The organism is Luteibacter sp. 9135, assembly GCF_000745005.1.
In the GTDB taxonomy this organism is placed as follows: Bacteria; Pseudomonadota; Gammaproteobacteria; order Xanthomonadales; family Rhodanobacteraceae; genus Luteibacter.
In genome coordinates this window covers 751,338-766,172 of record NZ_JQNB01000001.1, presented here as the reverse complement: position 1 = coordinate 766,172, position 14,835 = coordinate 751,338, and the positions used below count along the sequence as shown (strand labels likewise).

The window sequence follows — 14,835 nt, the reverse complement described above, 5'->3', positions numbered from 1 at the left end:
GTCATTCGTGAAGAACCCTTTTTTCTTCACTGACCGCGACTCGTTCCCGGCCAGGAACGACGAGCCAAAAAAAACCCGCCTCGCGGCGGGTTTTTCAGGAAGATCGAAAAGCGCCAGGCGCTTATTTAATCTTGCCTTCCTTGTATTCCACATGCTTGCGGACGACAGGATCGTACTTCATGAACACCATCTTTTCGGGGGTGTTCTTCTTGTTCTTCGTGGTCGTGTAGAAGTGACCGGTGCCCGCGGTGGAAATCAGGCGGTGCTTATCGCGCTTGCTTGCCATGGTTGATCTCCTTAGATCTTTTCGCCGCGGGAACGGAGGTCGGCCAGCACGGCTTCGATGCCGTTCTTGTCGATGGTGCGCAGCGCGTGGTTGGAAACGCGAAGCTTCACCCAACGGTTCTCGCTCGCGACCCAGAAGCGGCGCTCGTGCAGGTTCGGCAGCCAGCGGCGGCGGGTCTTGTTGTTTGCGTGCGAGACGTTGTTGCCGCTCTGCACGCCCTTGTTGGTGACTTGGCATCTACGGGCCATGATGACCTCCTTTAGATTCGTTGGACCGCCCTTTGGCCAGGGTGGCGACGGCCCAGCCACGGCCCGGGTTGCGGGACGCCATGTGATGGCTGGAGGGGGTGGAGCATCCCGTTCGACAAGGCCCGCATCACATGACGGACGTGCCCGACGTATCGGGTCGGCATAGGGAAGCCGGGCATTCTCTCAGAATCCCACCCCGCCACGCAAGCCGGACTGTGCGGCGCGCCGGGTTGTGTGAAACAATCCCGGCTTTCGTGCCAGCGGCACGTATCCCGCCCATACGACGCCTTCGAGGATTCAAGCAATGGCAGACATCACCGTCAACGGCCAGGCCGGCCAGCCGCAGCTCATGCTGCAAAAGATCTACGTCAAGGATGCCTCCTTCGAAGCGCCCAACGCGCCGCAGGTGTTCCAGGAAATGGGCGAGACGGAAACGCAGCCGCAGGTGCAGCTCAACCTCGGCCACAAGGCCGTCGACCTGGGTAACGACCTGTTCGAAGTGGTGCTCAGCCTCACGCTCACCTGCAACCTGGGCGAGCGCACCGCCTATCTGGCCGAAGTCCACCAGGCCGGCATCTTCGGTATCGGTGGCTTCACCGCGGAAGACCGTGACGGCATCCTGGGCTCCTATTGCCCGAACCTGCTGTTCCCTTACGCGCGCCAGATGGTCTCGGCCATGATCCAGGAAGGTGGCTTCCCGCCGTTCCTCCTCCAGCCGATCAACTTCGACGCCCTGTACGCCGAACAGCAGCGCCAGCAGGTCGAAGGCGCCGGTGCCCATCCGCTCAACAGCTGAGCGATGAACGCCGCTTCCCGACCCACCGTCGCCGTCCTCGGCGCCGGTTCCTGGGGCACGGCGTTAGCCGCGCTGCTGGCACGCAACGACGTCCCCACCCGGTTGTGGGGGCGCGATGCCGATGTGCTGGCGACGATGGCCGCCTCGCGGCGCAACGTGCGTTACCTGCCCGACCTGGATCTGCCGCCGGAACTCACCTACGACGCCGACCTGACCAGCGTCCTGCGCGGGGCGGACATCGTGCTGCTGGTGGTGCCCAGCCACGCATTCGCCGCGCTGCTCGACCAGATCGTGCCGATGCTGGAGCCGGGCGTGCGCATCTCGTGGGCCACCAAGGGCTTCGAAACCGGCACCGGTCGTTTCCTGCACGAGCTGGTCGGCGAGAAACTGCCCGGTCGACCTGCCGCCGTGGTCACGGGGCCGTCCTTCGCGCGCGAGGTCACCGCTGGCCTGCCCAGCGCCGTGACCGTGCATGCCACGGATGACGCTTTCGGCAAGGAACTGGCCGTGCTGCTGCATGCGCCCAATTTCCGGGCTTACACCGGTAACGACATCCTGGGCGCGGAACTCGGTGGCGCGATGAAAAACGTGCTGGCCGTGGCCACGGGCGTCGCCGACGGCATGGAACTGGGGCTCAACGCTCGCGCGGGCCTGATCACCCGCGGCATGAACGAAATGCTTCGCCTCGGCGTGGCCCTGGGCGCACGGGCCGAAACCCTGATGGGTCTGGCCGGCCTGGGCGACCTGGTGTTGACCTGCACAGGTGATCTGTCGCGCAACCGCCGTCTCGGTCTCGCGCTGGGCCGGGGTATCCCGCTGGCCGAGGCGATACGCCAGATCGGCCAGGTCGTGGAAAGTGTAGTAACGGCCGACGAGGTCGCCCGCCTCGCGGGGTTCCATGGGCTGGACCTGCCGATCTCCGCGGCCGTGCGCTCCGTGCTCCATGGCGAGGTCACGCCCGAGCAGGGGCTGCGCACCCTGATGGGCCGTGAGCAGAAGGCCGAATACCCGGTCGACCTCTTCCCGCACCGCGCACCGGTCGCGTGAGGCATCTCCCGGCTGGCTGAACCGGGACGGTCCGCGGGGTAAAAAGTCCTACGGGCACGCCGTGCCGCCTTTGCTAAGCTTCCTGTTTTGGTCGCGCCAAAAGGCTCGCATACGGATGCATCAACCGGACGACAAGCGCAGGCGTCATGCCATGGCCGACGGGTTACCCGTGGCATGGCAGCGCGCGCTCGTCGAGCCGGCGGCCCCCGAGCCATCGGCCGGTCGTATCGTTCTCGGCTTCTTCCTCGAGGGCGTCAACGACGACCACGAACCGGCCGCCCGCCTTGATGTCGCGCCCGTGCTGCTGACGCTCGGCGAGGAAGGGCGCTATGCGCGGCCCACCCCGTTGGACAGCCGCCATCTTCCCGATGCCGCGCTCACCGTGGCCGAAAAACGCCTGGCCTCGACAGTGCTCGGCCTGCCGCAAACCCTTCGCAAGAGCCGCAGCTACGCGCGCTTCGCCGGCGCACTGGGCGACCAGCTGTTATCCGAGGTGCTTGATGGCGCGCCATGCTTTTTCGGCGGCGTGGCGGGACTCAAGCTGTCGCGCGGCCAGCCGCACGCACTCAGCTGGCGCTGGAACCTGGAGAAGGACGGCAGCCAGAAACTGCAGCCGGCACTTCCCGCCAGCCAGCGGCTGTTCCGCGTCGGCTCGCTGTGGTTCCTCGATGCCGAGCACGCGGAAGTGGGCCCGCTGGAGGGCTCGCCCGACGAGGACACCTGGCTGGACCTGCCGCCCCTGCCGCCCGAAAGCACGGCCGCTTTCATGACCGGTGTGGCGGGTACGCGCATGGGATCGCGCCTTCCCGCACCGCAGGTGTTCGGCGACATGCGCCGTGCCGAGGTGTCGCCACGGCCCGTGCTGGTACTGCACGCGCTGACGCGGCACGCCCGTCTTGCCGCCGGCACCCCGCCGCTGGCGTATGGCCGGCTCGCCTTCGACTACGCCGGCGAGCGGCTTCCGGGCCGGGGCGGCGAGCCACTGGTGCGCCGCGTGCGTAACGGTGCCTTGCTGGAGATCGCGCGGCGCCGGGCGGAAGAACTGGCTTCCATGGAAACCCTGGAAGGTGCGGGCCTCAATCCGGCCGTCGATACCGAGGGCCTGCCCTGGGACATGGCCGACACGCTGCCCGACGATGCCTGGCTGTTTCCCGGCAAGGGCTATGCCGGTGCGCTGGAAGTGAACACGCCCGCGCGCTGGCTCGCATTGCGTCCCCGACTCGAAGCCGACGGCTTCGTGCTGGAATACGACCGCAGCTTTCCCTTCGAGGTGCTGGAAGGTCCGGTGCATTGGTACGGCAAGGCTCACGAGGATGACGCCGACCGCGCCTTCGATCTGGAAATCGGCATCGAGGTGGAGGGCAAGCGGGTCAACCTGCTGCCCGCCGTGGCCCATGCACTGGCGGAGCATCAGCTCAGCCTGAGCCCCACCCCGGGCGAGGCGGAGGATTCCGTCTGGTATGCCCCGGTGGACGAGCGTCGCCGCGTGCCGGTACGCCTGAAGGAACTGCGCGGTCTGCTGGCGCCGCTGGCGGAATATCTCGAAAAACCGCGTCAGCAATTGCACCTGCCCCGCGTGCAGGCCGGTCGCCTGGAAGAACTGGTACAGGCCCTGCCCAGCGGCGGTTCGTTCGAGGCGCCCGAGCGCCTGCGTGGTTTTACCAAGCGCCTGCGCGAGGCGGCGGAGCGTGCCAGCGATGCCGTGCCGGAAGGCCTGCGTGCCGAGTTGCGCGGTTATCAGCGTGACGGCCTGCGCTGGATGAACGCGCTGGCCGAGGCCGGCACGGGCGGCGTGCTCGCCGACGACATGGGGCTTGGCAAGACGCTGCAGCTCATCACCCACCTGCTGGCCCTGAAGGAAAGCGGCAACCTCGAGTCGCCGGCACTGGTCGTGGTGCCGACCAGCCTTGTACCCAACTGGTCGTCCGAGCTGGCTCGCTTCGCTCCTGGCCTGCGCGTGCTTGCGCTGCACGGCCCGCAGCGTGCCGAAACCTTCGCCCATATCGGCGAGCGCGATGTCATCCTGACCACGTATGCGCTGCTGCCACGCGATGTGGAAACGCTGAAGAAACAGGCGTTCTCGCTGGTGGTGCTGGACGAAGCGCAACAGGTGAAGAACCCCCGCACGCAGGCACGCCGGGCGCTGCTCGCGATGAACGTGCCGCGCTGCCTCTGTCTCACCGGTACGCCGTTGGAGAATCACCTCGGCGAACTGTGGTCGCAGGTGGACCTCGCCGTCCCCGGCCTGCTCGGTGACGAAGGCGCGTTCCGTCGGCACTATCGCGCGCCGATCGAGAAGCACCAGGACATCGAATGCCAGGACCGCCTTAACCGGCGCATCGCACCTTTCATCCTTCGTCGCACGAAGGCACAGGTGGCCTCCGAACTGCCTGCCAAGACCGAGATCACGCGCCGTGTGGTGATGGAGTCGCGCCAGCGCGACCTTTATGAAAGCCTGCGCCTGTCACTGGCGGAGGAACTGCGCGAGGTGATCGCGCAGCGTGGCATTGCGCACAGCGGCATCGTGGTGCTCGACGCCTTGCTGAAACTGCGTCAGGTCTGCTGCGATCCGCGCCTGGTGAAGCTCGAGGCCGCGCGCGGCGTGCGCGACTCGGCCAAGTTCGAACTGCTGATGGACATGTTGCCCGCGTTGCTGGCCGAGGGCCGTCGGGTGCTGTTGTTCAGTCAGTTCACCGAGATGCTGAAGCTCATCGCGGCCGAGCTCGATCGGCGTCGTATCAGCTACGTTACGCTTACCGGCGAAACGCGCGATCGTGCCGAGCCGGTGCAGCGCTTCCAGGAAGGTGACGTCCCGTTGTTCCTGCTTTCGTTGAAGGCGGGCGGCGTGGGCCTGAACCTCACCAGCGCGGACACCGTCATCCATTACGACCCCTGGTGGAACCCCGCCGCCGAAGCGCAGGCCAGCGATCGCGCGCACCGCATCGGTCAGGACAAACCGGTGTTCGTCTATCGCCTGATCACCGCGGGCACGGTCGAGGAGCGCATCGAGGAACTGAAGGCGCGCAAGGCTGACCTGGCCGATGCCGTCCTCGAAGGCGGCGGCAGCCGGGAGCGGCTGAGTTTCGACGAGAGCGACCTCGACGCCCTGCTGGCGCCTCCCCTCTGATCGGAAAGACTGCTTCGGCAGATCAGCTTTTTGCTGCGTAATCTATCGTCTCGATACTTGTAATCCATAGGTTACATGTGTAACTTATGAGTTACGGTGCGCAGCATGTACGAGATTGCCGAGAGTGAAACGTTCCGCCGCTGGTTGTCGTCGCTCCGCGATCGGTCGGCCGTCACGCGCATCGATGTCCGGATCCGCAGGCTCTCGCTCGGCTATCTCGGTGACGTCAAGCATGTGGGCGACGGCGTCCGCGAGATACGCATCGATCACGGACCGGGCTACCGGGTCTATGTCATACAGCGTTCGGGCGTGATGGTCATCCTGCTCTGCGGTGGAGACAAGACTTCGCAACAGCGTGACATCAGGAAAGCCACGGCACTTGCCGCCTCATGGGACAAGCAAGCATGCAAGAGAAATTCACTCGCTGGGACCCTGTCGAGCGCCTCGTCACCGAGGCGGATCACATGGCCTATCTCAACGCCAGCCTGGACGACGATCCGGGCGATGGCAGCCTCATTCGTGCCGCGCTGGGCGATATCGCCCGGGCGCATGGCATGAGCCGCGTCTCACGCGCGGCGGGCCTGTCGCGCGAGGGGCTGTATCGCGCCCTCTCGGCGGAGGGTAATCCGGAATTCGCGACGGTCATGCGCGTCATGCGCGCGCTGGGGCTCCAGCTGCGCGCGGCATGACGCATTCCGGCTGCCGCCTGGGTGTCAGCGGCGCAGCGGGGTGCCGCCGGCTTCCACGATGGCCAGCGCCGCGCCACCGATGAGGCCCGGTTCCGGGTTCATGATCGCCTGCGTCGGTACCTGTTCCATCGTGTCGCGGAAACGACCCTTCGCCTCGAAGCGCTCGCGGAACTTGCCCTTCTGGATCCATGGAAGAAGGATCGGCGTCATGCCACCGGTAAGGTACACGCCGTCCCAGGCACCCAGGGTCAGCACGAGGTCGCCGGCCACGCTGCCGAAGATGCCGGCAAAGGTTTCCACGGCGCGGTCGCACATGGCGCAACTCTTGTCCGTAGCCAGCTTGGTGATTTCTTCGGGCGTGATGTCCGCGCGCGGCTTCTGGCCGGAGATCTCGCAGATCGCCTCGTAGAGGTTGACCAGGCCCTGGCCGCAGATCAGGCGTTCGTTGGAGACGCGGCCGTAACGCAGGTTCAGCACCTTGAGGATCTCGATGTCCTCGGCGCTGTGCGCGGCGAAGCCGGCGTGGCCGCCTTCGGTCTGCAGCACGCTGACCTTCTCGCCGCGAATGAGCAGGCCACCCACGCCCAGGCCGGTGCCCGGGCCCACCACCACGAAGGTCTGCTCGTCCTTGGCGCCGATCTTCGGCACCGGGACGGTGCCCACCTCCACCAGGTCCTGGTGGCCGCTGGCGTCCTTCGCGGAGCTCATCAGCATGACGGCCATGGACTGCGCGGCAAAATCGTTGACCAGGTGCACCCATTCCAGATCGAGCTCGGCCGCGAGGTTCTTCGCCGAGATCGCCCACGGGTTGTTGGTGACCTTGACCGTCTCGCCGTTGTCGATACGGCCGGCCGCGGCGATGATGGCGCGCTGCGCCTCGTGGCCGGTTTCCTTGAAATACTGCTTAGCGGCGTCACCTAGGGAGGCGTAGTCCTTGACGTGGTAACGCCGGATACTTTCCTGGATAAGTGGTTGATCCGCTTCCGGATGCGCGATGCCGAAGCGCACATTGGTGCCGCCGAGATCGGCGAGCAGAGTCGGCGCCGCGGCGCTCACGTTGGACATGTTTTTTCAGACCTGTCAGATCACGGAAGCCCGCAAGGTTGCCTCGCGCGGGCGCTGGCGTCCAGTGACGGTTTGCTCCACGCCCCGTTGACATACGTGGGGCATCCAAAAACGGTGGCTTGCGACCGACACTTTGACGTAAACGTTTACGCGGGCAGAATACCGCATCGCCCGGGTCCATGGCGGGGCATCTGCCCCCCGGACGCGGGTCAACGGGAGAGTACGTGATGGCAGCAGTCCGCCTCGACAAGGTGCGCAAGGTTTATCCGAACGGGCATGTGGCCTTGAAGGAGGCGAGCTTCGACATCGCCGACGGCGAGTTGCTGGTACTGGTCGGGCCTTCGGGGTGCGGCAAGACCACGTTGTTGCGCATGATCGCCGGGCTGGAGTCGATCTCCGGTGGCACGTTGAGCATCGGCGACCGCGTCGTCAACGATGTGCCGCCGAAAGACCGCGACATCGCCATGGTGTTCCAGAACTACGCGCTTTATCCGCACATGACGGTGCGCGAGAACCTCGGCTTCGGCCTGCGCCTGCGCGGCGTGGACAAAGCGGAGATCGATCGCCGCGTGGCGGGTGCCTCCGACATGCTGGGGCTGGACGAGCGCCTGGACCATCGTCCCGCGGCCCTCTCTGGTGGGCAGCGCCAGCGCGTGGCGCTGGGCCGCGCGATGGTGCGCGACCCGTCGGTCTTCCTGCTCGACGAGCCGCTGTCCAACCTGGATGCCAAGCTTCGCCTTTCCACCCGTGTCGAAATCGCGCGCATCCATCGCCGCGTGGGCGCCACGATGGTGTACGTCACGCACGACCAGATCGAGGCGATGACGCTCGGCCAGCGCATCGTGGTGCTCAACGGCGGCGTCATCCAGCAGCTGGATACGCCGATGAATCTCTACAACAAGCCGGTGAACCTGTTCGTCGCGGGTTTCCTCGGCAGCCCTGCGATGAATCTGTTCCACGGCACGCTGCGCCGCGAGGACGGACTGCGCCTGGTGATGAAGGAGGGTACGCTGGCCCTCGGCACGCAGAGCGACGCGTTGGCCGCGTACGTGGACAAGCCGCTCATCGTCGGTATCCGCCCGGAAGACCTGCTCACCGTCGACGATCACCCCGGTGTCGAGGCACGGCTGCACGCGCATGTCGACGTGGTGGAGCCTGTCGGCAATGAAGTGTTCCTCAACATGCGTCATGGCGGGGGTGAGCTCGTATCCCGCGTGCCGCCGCACTCCACGGTTCGGCCGGACAGCGAGGTGGCCCTCGGTTTCCACCGTGAGCGGGTGCACTTCTTCGATCCGCAGACCACGAATCGTATCGACGCCTGATCCACAGGCAGCCGGTCGGGTGGTTGTTAATGCGAAGCATTCGCATTAACATGGCGCAGCATCGCACCTCCGGGTGCGGCTCCCCTTGACCGGCGCCAGCCGGAGGCAGGACGCCTCCTTCGCAAGCTCCCGAACCGTGCCCCAGCGGCACGACCTTGCGAAGGACCCTGCACGTGTTACCAAAGCATGCCCTCGCCGCGCTGATCGGCGCGGCACTCTCCTGTTCGCCCCTTGCCCATGCCGATGGTCGCGACGCCGCCGACGCGGTGGCCGCCACGACCACCGACGAGCTGCCGCGCATCACCGTGACCGCGATCGGCTCGGCGTTCCGCTTCGATGTGCCGGCCACCGTGTCGGTCATCGATCGCCAGGCCATGGATCGCCACCTCGTCGTCGATATCCGCGACCTGATGAAGTACGAACCCGGCATCTCGGCCGTGGGTACGGCGGGCCGTTGGGGCCTGGACAGTTTCAACATCCGCGGTCTGGATGGAAACCGCGTCGCCATCCTGACCGACGGCGTGTCGGCGTCCAGTGCCTTCGGTTTCTCGACCACCGGCATGCGTGCCGGACGCAGCTTCGTCGATCCGGACACGCTGAAGAGTGTCGAGATCGTCCGGGGCCCTGCATCCGCCCTGGACCCTTCGGACGCCCTCGGCGGCACCGTGCGGTACACCACCAAGGACCCCGCCGACTACTTGCGCGATGGCAAGGATGTCTACGTCTCGGTGAAGGAGCGCTACGGCAGCGCCGATCGTTCGCTGGGAACCTCACTGACGCTGGCGGGCGGCACGCCGAGGAACGGCATCGTCTTCGTCGCCGATCATCGCGAAGCGAACCAGCTCGGCAACACCGGCGATGTCGACACGGCCAACTACTTGCGCACGCGCCCCGATCCGTTGACGCAGAACACCACCAGTGTGTTGGGCAAGTACGTGCATGTTGCCGCGTCCGGACGCGAGGACCGCGTCACGGTCGACATGTACCGTAACCGCGTCGATACCGATGTGCTCAGCGCGCTCGGCCAGGCCGGTACCACGCGGCTCCTGGCGGACGTCGCCGCCGACCGTGCCACGCGCACCCGTGTCTCGGTGGGGCAACGGTACGCCGGCATGGACCTGGGCATCGCCGATCGTGTCGAGTGGGATGTGTGGTGGCAGACGTCGGACACCGAATCGAGCACGCGTACCCTGGCCAATGTGCCCTCACGCGCCGCGACCTACGATCGCCTCTACCTGAGCGATCTTAGCGAAAGGTTGTGGGGCGGCAAGCTCACGCTTTTCCGTTCGCTTGATGGCGGCGACGTCGAACAGCGTATCGCCTACGGCGTCGAAGCCTCGCGTACCACGCCGTCGGGCGAGCTGAACGGTCAGGGTAAAAACGTGGCTACCGGTGTCGTGTCGAGTCGTTCGCCCTACATGCCGGAGAACTACCCGCTGCGCTTCTTCCCGCGCAACGATACCGATCGCTATGCGGTCTTTGCGCAGGACGATGTCTCGCTGTTCGACGGTCGGCTGCATGTCACCCCGGGGGTTCGCTGGGACCGTTATGCCTTCAGGCCCGATCGGAACGATCCTTACTACGACGGCGCGTTCGTCCAGGACGGGCTCGGCAACGTCACGAAGAGCCGGTTTTCGCCGAAGCTCGGCGCCACCTATGCGGTCGCGGAGAACGTCGAGCTCTACGCGAACTACGCGCAGGGTTTCCGCCCGCCGCTGTACAACGAACTGGCGGTCGCATGGGGCACGCCACGTCTCTACGGCATCGTCCCCAATCCGACGTTGAAGCCCGAGACCAGCAAGGGCGTCGAGATCGGCGTGCGCGGCAATGGCGAGTTGGGCTATTTCTCGGCCAGCACGTACTACAACCGCTATCGCAATTTCATCTATGGCGGATACACGCTGGATCGCAGCCAGTGGCCGCAATGGGCACTCAACCAGAACCTGCTGATCGTCATGCAGGCGGTGAACTTTCCCCGGGCCACCATCAAGGGTGCCGAAGCCTCCGGTGGCCTGATGCTTGGCGCGTTGAGCGACGCGCTGCGTGGCTGGCGCATCCAGGGCAGTTTGTCCGCCGCCCGCGGCGACAAGCAGGTCTACGGCGCCGGCGGCACGTCGCCCCTGAACAGCGTCGATCCCCTGTCCGCCGTCGTCGGCGTGTCCTACGACGCGTCGACATGGGGCGCCGAGTTGATCGGCAAGGGCGTGCGTCGCAAGTCGCGTCTGGACGACGCCGACACGTATCGCGCGCCGGGCTACGCGACGATCGACCTCTACGCGCACTGGAAACCCATCGCTGCGCTGGAACTGATGGCCGGCGTCACCAACCTGGCCGATCGCAGGTACTGGGACTGGGGATCGTTGCACGGCGGCGTGCTGACCAACGTGGCCACCGGCGGCGGCGTGGACGACGCCCAGCTGCGCAACGCACAGATCGAACGCCTGACCATGCCGGGGCGTGCCGTCTCGGTATCGGCCCGTTACACCTTCTGAGGACGCGACCATGCAGCAGATTCCCGTGCCGCCGGCATTACGCCTGGACATCCCCACGCTGGTCGACGGCTGGCGACGGCTACGCGACGCCGAACCCGGTCTGCGTGCCCTCGATGCGGCGCATCGCCTGGGCGTAAGCGAGGGCGAGCTCGTCGCCAGTCGTGTCGGCGACGGCGTCACGCGCCTGGAGGGGGAATTGCCGGCCCTGATCCGCGAGCTCCCCTCCCTGGGGCGCGTGATGGCACTCACCCGCAACGCGTACTGCGTACATGAAAAGAAAGGCTGTTACGAGAACATCGATATCGGCGGCACCATGGGCATCGTGCTCGCGGAGGATATCGACCTCCGCCTGTTCCTCACCCACTGGCGTTACGGATTCGCGGTGCGTGAGTCGACGCGCGGACGCACGCTGGAAAGCCTGCAGTTCTTCGACGGCGACGGCAAGGCGGTGCACAAGGTGTACCTCACCGACCGGAGCGATCGCCCGGCCTGGCGCTCATTGGTGCATCGCTACACGGCGGCGGTGCAGTCACCGCTGATCGATTGCGCGGCGGTGGCCGACCCGCTGCCCTTACAGCAAGCGGACGAGGAGGTTGCCGTCGACGCGCTGCGCGACGGGTGGCGCGCACTGCGCGATCCGCACGATTTCTTCGCCTTGCTCAGAAAACACCGGGTGACGCGTGCGCAGGCGTTGCGGCTGGTGGGGGCGGAGTTCGCCACCCGTGTGGACGATGGCGCGTTGCGTCGGGTGCTCGAAGGCGCGGCCGCCGGTGGCGAGCCGCTGATGGTCTTCGTCGGCTCGCCGGGCGTGGTGCAGATCCACACCGGGCCCGTGCGGAAAGTGGCCATGGCCGGCCCATGGCTGAACGTGCTGGACGACGAATTCAATCTGCACCTTCGCGCCGACGCCATCGCCGATAGCTGGATCGTGCGCAAGCCGGTACCCGAAGGCACGGTCACGTCGCTCGAGCTGTATGCGGAGGACGGTACGCAGATCGTGCAGGTGTTCGGCCGACGCAAACCGGGCCTGCCGGAGCGTGACGACTGGCGGGCATTGCTGGCGACGGCCGGAGCGGCGGCATGAAGACCTGTGTCCGTCAACTCGTGCTCGCCGTCCTGCTCGCGTGCGTGTCGCTCGCAGCGAACGCCGCGTCGCGCATCGTCGCCCTGGGCGGCGACGTCACCGAGACCCTCTACGCCATCCACGCCGAGGGCAACCTGGTCGCGGTGGACAGCACCAGCACCTGGCCCGTGGCGGCCACGTTACTGCCGCAGGTCGGCTACGTGCGGCAGCTGAGCGCCGAAGGTGTGCTCGCGTTGCGCCCCGACCTGATCGTGGCGACCCACGATGCCGGCCCACCCACGGCCATGGCGCAGCTGCGCGAGGCGGGTGTGCGCATCGCCTCGTTGCCGGCATCACGCACGCCGGAGGACATCGTCGCGAAAATCCGCGGCGTGGGTGCGCTCACCGGCCACGCGGCGGAAGCGGAGGCACTGGCGCGCAGTGTCACGCGCACGTTCGCCACACTCTCGGCGGCAGTGGATGCGATGCCCCAACATCCCCGCGCGGTGTTCCTCATGTCGACGGGGCAGGGCAGCCCCATGGCGGCCGGCGCGGAGACGGCCGCGGACCGTGCGCTGGTCCTGGCAGGCGCACGCAACGTCGCCACGGGCATCGACGGCTACAAGGCGGTGTCGCCCGAAGCACTAGTGGCCATGGCGCCCGACGTCATCGTGCTCATGCAGGAGCGCGAAGCGGCGGTGGGTGGCATCGCGGGGGTACTGGCCCTGCCGGGTGTCGCCGATACGCCGGCTGGCAAGGCCCGGCGGGTGTACTTCGTGCCGGGCCAGGCGCTGCTCGGTTTCGGCCCGCGCACCGCCGGCGAGGCCCTCGCGCTGCAGCGGCGCCTGGCTTCCCTCGCACCATGAGCACCGTGGCGACCCTGGTGCCGGCCATCGCGTGGCGACGCCTCGCGCTACCGGCGCTCGTGCTGCTGCTGGTCGCGGCGGTGCTGTGGAGCCTGTGCCACGGTGCCATCGACATCCCGCCGCGCGAGGTGCTTGCATCCCTGCTGCGCGCGGCGGACGGCGCCACGGCACGCGGCGATGACACCGTGGTGCTCGGCCTGCGTCTGCCGAGGATAGCGCTGGCGATCCTGGTCGGCTCGGCGCTGGCCAGCGGCGGGGCGACGATGCAGGGCCTGTTCCGCAACCCGCTGGCCGATCCCGGCCTGATCGGGGTGTCCGCCGGCGCGGCCCTCGGCGCCGTCGGCGCGATCGTGCTCGGCGGCCAGTCCGGCTCGTGGCGGGTCGCCGCCGCGGCGTTCGTGGGTGGCCTCGGCGCGACCTCCTTCGTCTACATACTGGGCCGCCATCGTGGCGGCGTAAGCCATCTCCTGCTCGCCGGCGTCGCGGTGAACGCCATCGCCATGGCCGGGGTCGGCCTGCTGACCTACCTGGCCAACGAAAACCAGCTGCGTGACCTGACCTTCTGGTCGCTCGGCAGCCTGGGTGGCGCGAGCTGGTCGCGGCTGGCCACGGTGGCCCCGTGGATACTGCTTCCGCTGCTGTGCCTGCCCGCCGCCGCGGCGGGGCTCAACGCCCTGTTGCTGGGCGAGAACGAGGCGACGCTGCTCGGCTACCGTCCCGAGCGCCTGCAGCCCTTCCTCGTCGGTTTGGTCGCGCTGGCCGTCGGTGCCTCGGTGGCCTTTACCGGCGTGATCGGTTTCGTCGGCCTGATCGTCCCGCACCTGCTGCGCATGGGCTTCGGCCCCGACCATCGCTTCATCCTGCCGGCCTCCGCGGTGGGTGGTGCCACGCTGCTGGTGGCGGCCGATGCGCTGGCGCGCACGGTCGTCGCGCCCGGCGAACTGCCGATCGGCGTGCTTACCGCGCTTGTCGGCGGGCCCTTCTTCCTCTGGCTGCTGCTGCGCGGTCGCGGCCACGGCGGCGGACGATGACGACGATGCCCGGGCGGCTGGCCACCCACCATGTCGACCTGGTTCGCCAGGGCCGGTCCATCCTGCACGACGTGTCGCTGACCGCGACGCCGGGACGGCTGCTGGTGTTGATCGGACCCAACGGCGCGGGCAAGAGCAGCCTGCTGAAGGTGCTTGCCGGCCTGACGCACGCGACGATGGGAACCGCCACGCTCGACGACCGCGCGCTGCCGACGTGGCACCCGCGTGACCTGGCCCAACGACGCGCCATGCTTTCGCAGCGCGTGGACCTCGACTTCGGGTTCCTCGCGGAGGAAGTGGTGGCGCTGGGCCGCAGCCCCCATCCGAGCGACCGGGAGCGCAATGCCGGCATCGTCACCGCGGCGCTGCACGCGGCCCATGCCTGGGCGCTGCGTGGGCGCCGTTACACGGTGTTGTCCGGCGGCGAGCGGCAACGCGTGCAGCTGGCCCGCGTGCTGGCGCAGGTCTGGGAAGGGGCCAGCCACGGCGCGTGGTTGCTCCTGGACGAGCCCGAGGCCGGCCTCGACATCGCCCATCAGCACTTCATCCTGCGCCGCGCCCGCGCCCTTGCGACACAAGGCTTCGGCGTGATCGCCGTGCTGCACGACCTGGCACTGGCCGCCCGCTACGCCGACGAGGTCGCGTTGATGGCCGGCGGCCGCCTGCTGCGGCAGGGTCCGCCGGGGGTGACACTGGATCCGGCACTGCTCTCGGAGGTCTACGGCATCGCGCTGGTCCGCGGCGCGGCGGGCGGTATCGAGGTGGCCTGAGGCCTGCGACCCCGTGCCGCCACCGCGATCGCG

Annotated in this window: 13 protein-coding genes and 1 pseudogene; 11 read left to right on the top strand and 3 right to left on the bottom strand. The window is 67.4% G+C overall.

Going from position 1 to position 14,835, the window contains the following annotated elements; all coding sequences use genetic code 11:
* Positions 1-121: 121 nt before the first annotated feature.
* Both rpmG and rpmB read right to left on the bottom strand, forming a co-directional pair.
* Complete coding sequence (gene rpmG / locus FA89_RS03425) at positions 122-286, bottom strand: 50S ribosomal protein L33 (RefSeq protein ID WP_036109728.1); 165 nt, start codon at positions 284-286, stop codon at positions 122-124.
* Positions 287-297: 11 nt separating this feature from the next.
* Complete coding sequence (gene rpmB, locus FA89_RS03420; protein ID WP_036109731.1) at positions 298-534, bottom strand: 50S ribosomal protein L28; 237 nt, start codon at positions 532-534, stop codon at positions 298-300.
* A 304-nt stretch (positions 535-838) separates the two neighbouring features.
* Here rpmB and secB point away from each other — a divergent pair, with 304 nt between their 5' ends.
* From secB to FA89_RS03400, 5 genes and pseudogenes are all read left to right on the top strand, one after another.
* Positions 839-1,330 carry a protein-export chaperone SecB gene (secB, locus tag FA89_RS03415; RefSeq protein ID WP_036138212.1) on the top strand — a complete coding sequence of 164 codons (492 nt, stop codon included), beginning with the start codon at positions 839-841 and terminating at the stop codon, positions 1,328-1,330.
* Positions 1,331-1,333: 3 nt separating this feature from the next.
* Positions 1,334-2,377: an NAD(P)H-dependent glycerol-3-phosphate dehydrogenase gene (locus tag FA89_RS03410; RefSeq protein ID WP_036138209.1), complete on the top strand. Its 1,044-nt coding sequence runs from the start codon at positions 1,334-1,336 to the stop codon at positions 2,375-2,377.
* Positions 2,378-2,492: 115 nt separating this feature from the next.
* Positions 2,493-5,504, top strand: coding sequence for a DEAD/DEAH box helicase (locus FA89_RS03405; RefSeq protein ID WP_036138208.1), 3,012 nt, complete (start codon positions 2,493-2,495; stop codon positions 5,502-5,504).
* A 105-nt stretch (positions 5,505-5,609) separates the two neighbouring features.
* Positions 5,610-5,885: pseudogene (locus tag FA89_RS20035) on the top strand (type II toxin-antitoxin system RelE/ParE family toxin); the annotation flags it as partial.
* 23 nt (positions 5,886-5,908) lie between these two features.
* Positions 5,909-6,193, top strand: coding sequence for an addiction module antidote protein (locus FA89_RS03400; RefSeq protein ID WP_036138206.1), 285 nt, complete (start codon positions 5,909-5,911; stop codon positions 6,191-6,193).
* Between the two features lie 24 nt (positions 6,194-6,217).
* On the opposite strand, the gene glk is transcribed toward FA89_RS03400, so the two are convergent.
* On the bottom strand, positions 6,218-7,258 hold the full coding sequence (gene glk, locus FA89_RS03395; protein WP_036138205.1) for a glucokinase: 1,041 nt from the start codon (positions 7,256-7,258) through the stop codon (positions 6,218-6,220).
* 227 nt (positions 7,259-7,485) lie between these two features.
* Between glk and FA89_RS03390 the strand changes: the two genes are divergently transcribed.
* The 6 genes from FA89_RS03390 (at position 7,486) to FA89_RS03365 (ending at position 14,802) form a co-directional block, all read left to right on the top strand.
* Complete coding sequence (locus tag FA89_RS03390; protein ID WP_036138203.1) at positions 7,486-8,580, top strand: ABC transporter ATP-binding protein; 1,095 nt, start codon at positions 7,486-7,488, stop codon at positions 8,578-8,580.
* Positions 8,581-8,753: 173 nt separating this feature from the next.
* Positions 8,754-11,072: a TonB-dependent hemoglobin/transferrin/lactoferrin family receptor gene (locus tag FA89_RS03385; protein WP_036138201.1), complete on the top strand. Its 2,319-nt coding sequence runs from the start codon at positions 8,754-8,756 to the stop codon at positions 11,070-11,072.
* A gap of 10 nt (positions 11,073-11,082) precedes the next feature.
* The gene (locus tag FA89_RS03380) at positions 11,083-12,156 is read left to right on the top strand and encodes a hemin-degrading factor (RefSeq protein WP_051938496.1); all 1,074 of its coding nucleotides are present in this window, start codon (positions 11,083-11,085) and stop codon (positions 12,154-12,156) included.
* The gene (locus FA89_RS03375) at positions 12,153-13,001 is read left to right on the top strand and encodes a heme/hemin ABC transporter substrate-binding protein (RefSeq protein WP_036138198.1); all 849 of its coding nucleotides are present in this window, start codon (positions 12,153-12,155) and stop codon (positions 12,999-13,001) included. The genes FA89_RS03380 and FA89_RS03375 overlap by 4 nt, the downstream gene beginning before the upstream one ends.
* Complete coding sequence (locus FA89_RS03370) at positions 12,998-14,032, top strand: FecCD family ABC transporter permease (RefSeq protein ID WP_036138196.1); 1,035 nt, start codon at positions 12,998-13,000, stop codon at positions 14,030-14,032. Before FA89_RS03375 ends, FA89_RS03370 begins: the two co-directional genes overlap by 4 nt.
* Positions 14,029-14,802: a heme ABC transporter ATP-binding protein gene (locus tag FA89_RS03365; protein ID WP_221174273.1), complete on the top strand. Its 774-nt coding sequence runs from the start codon at positions 14,029-14,031 to the stop codon at positions 14,800-14,802. Before FA89_RS03370 ends, FA89_RS03365 begins: the two co-directional genes overlap by 4 nt.
* Positions 14,803-14,835: the final 33 nt, after the last annotated feature.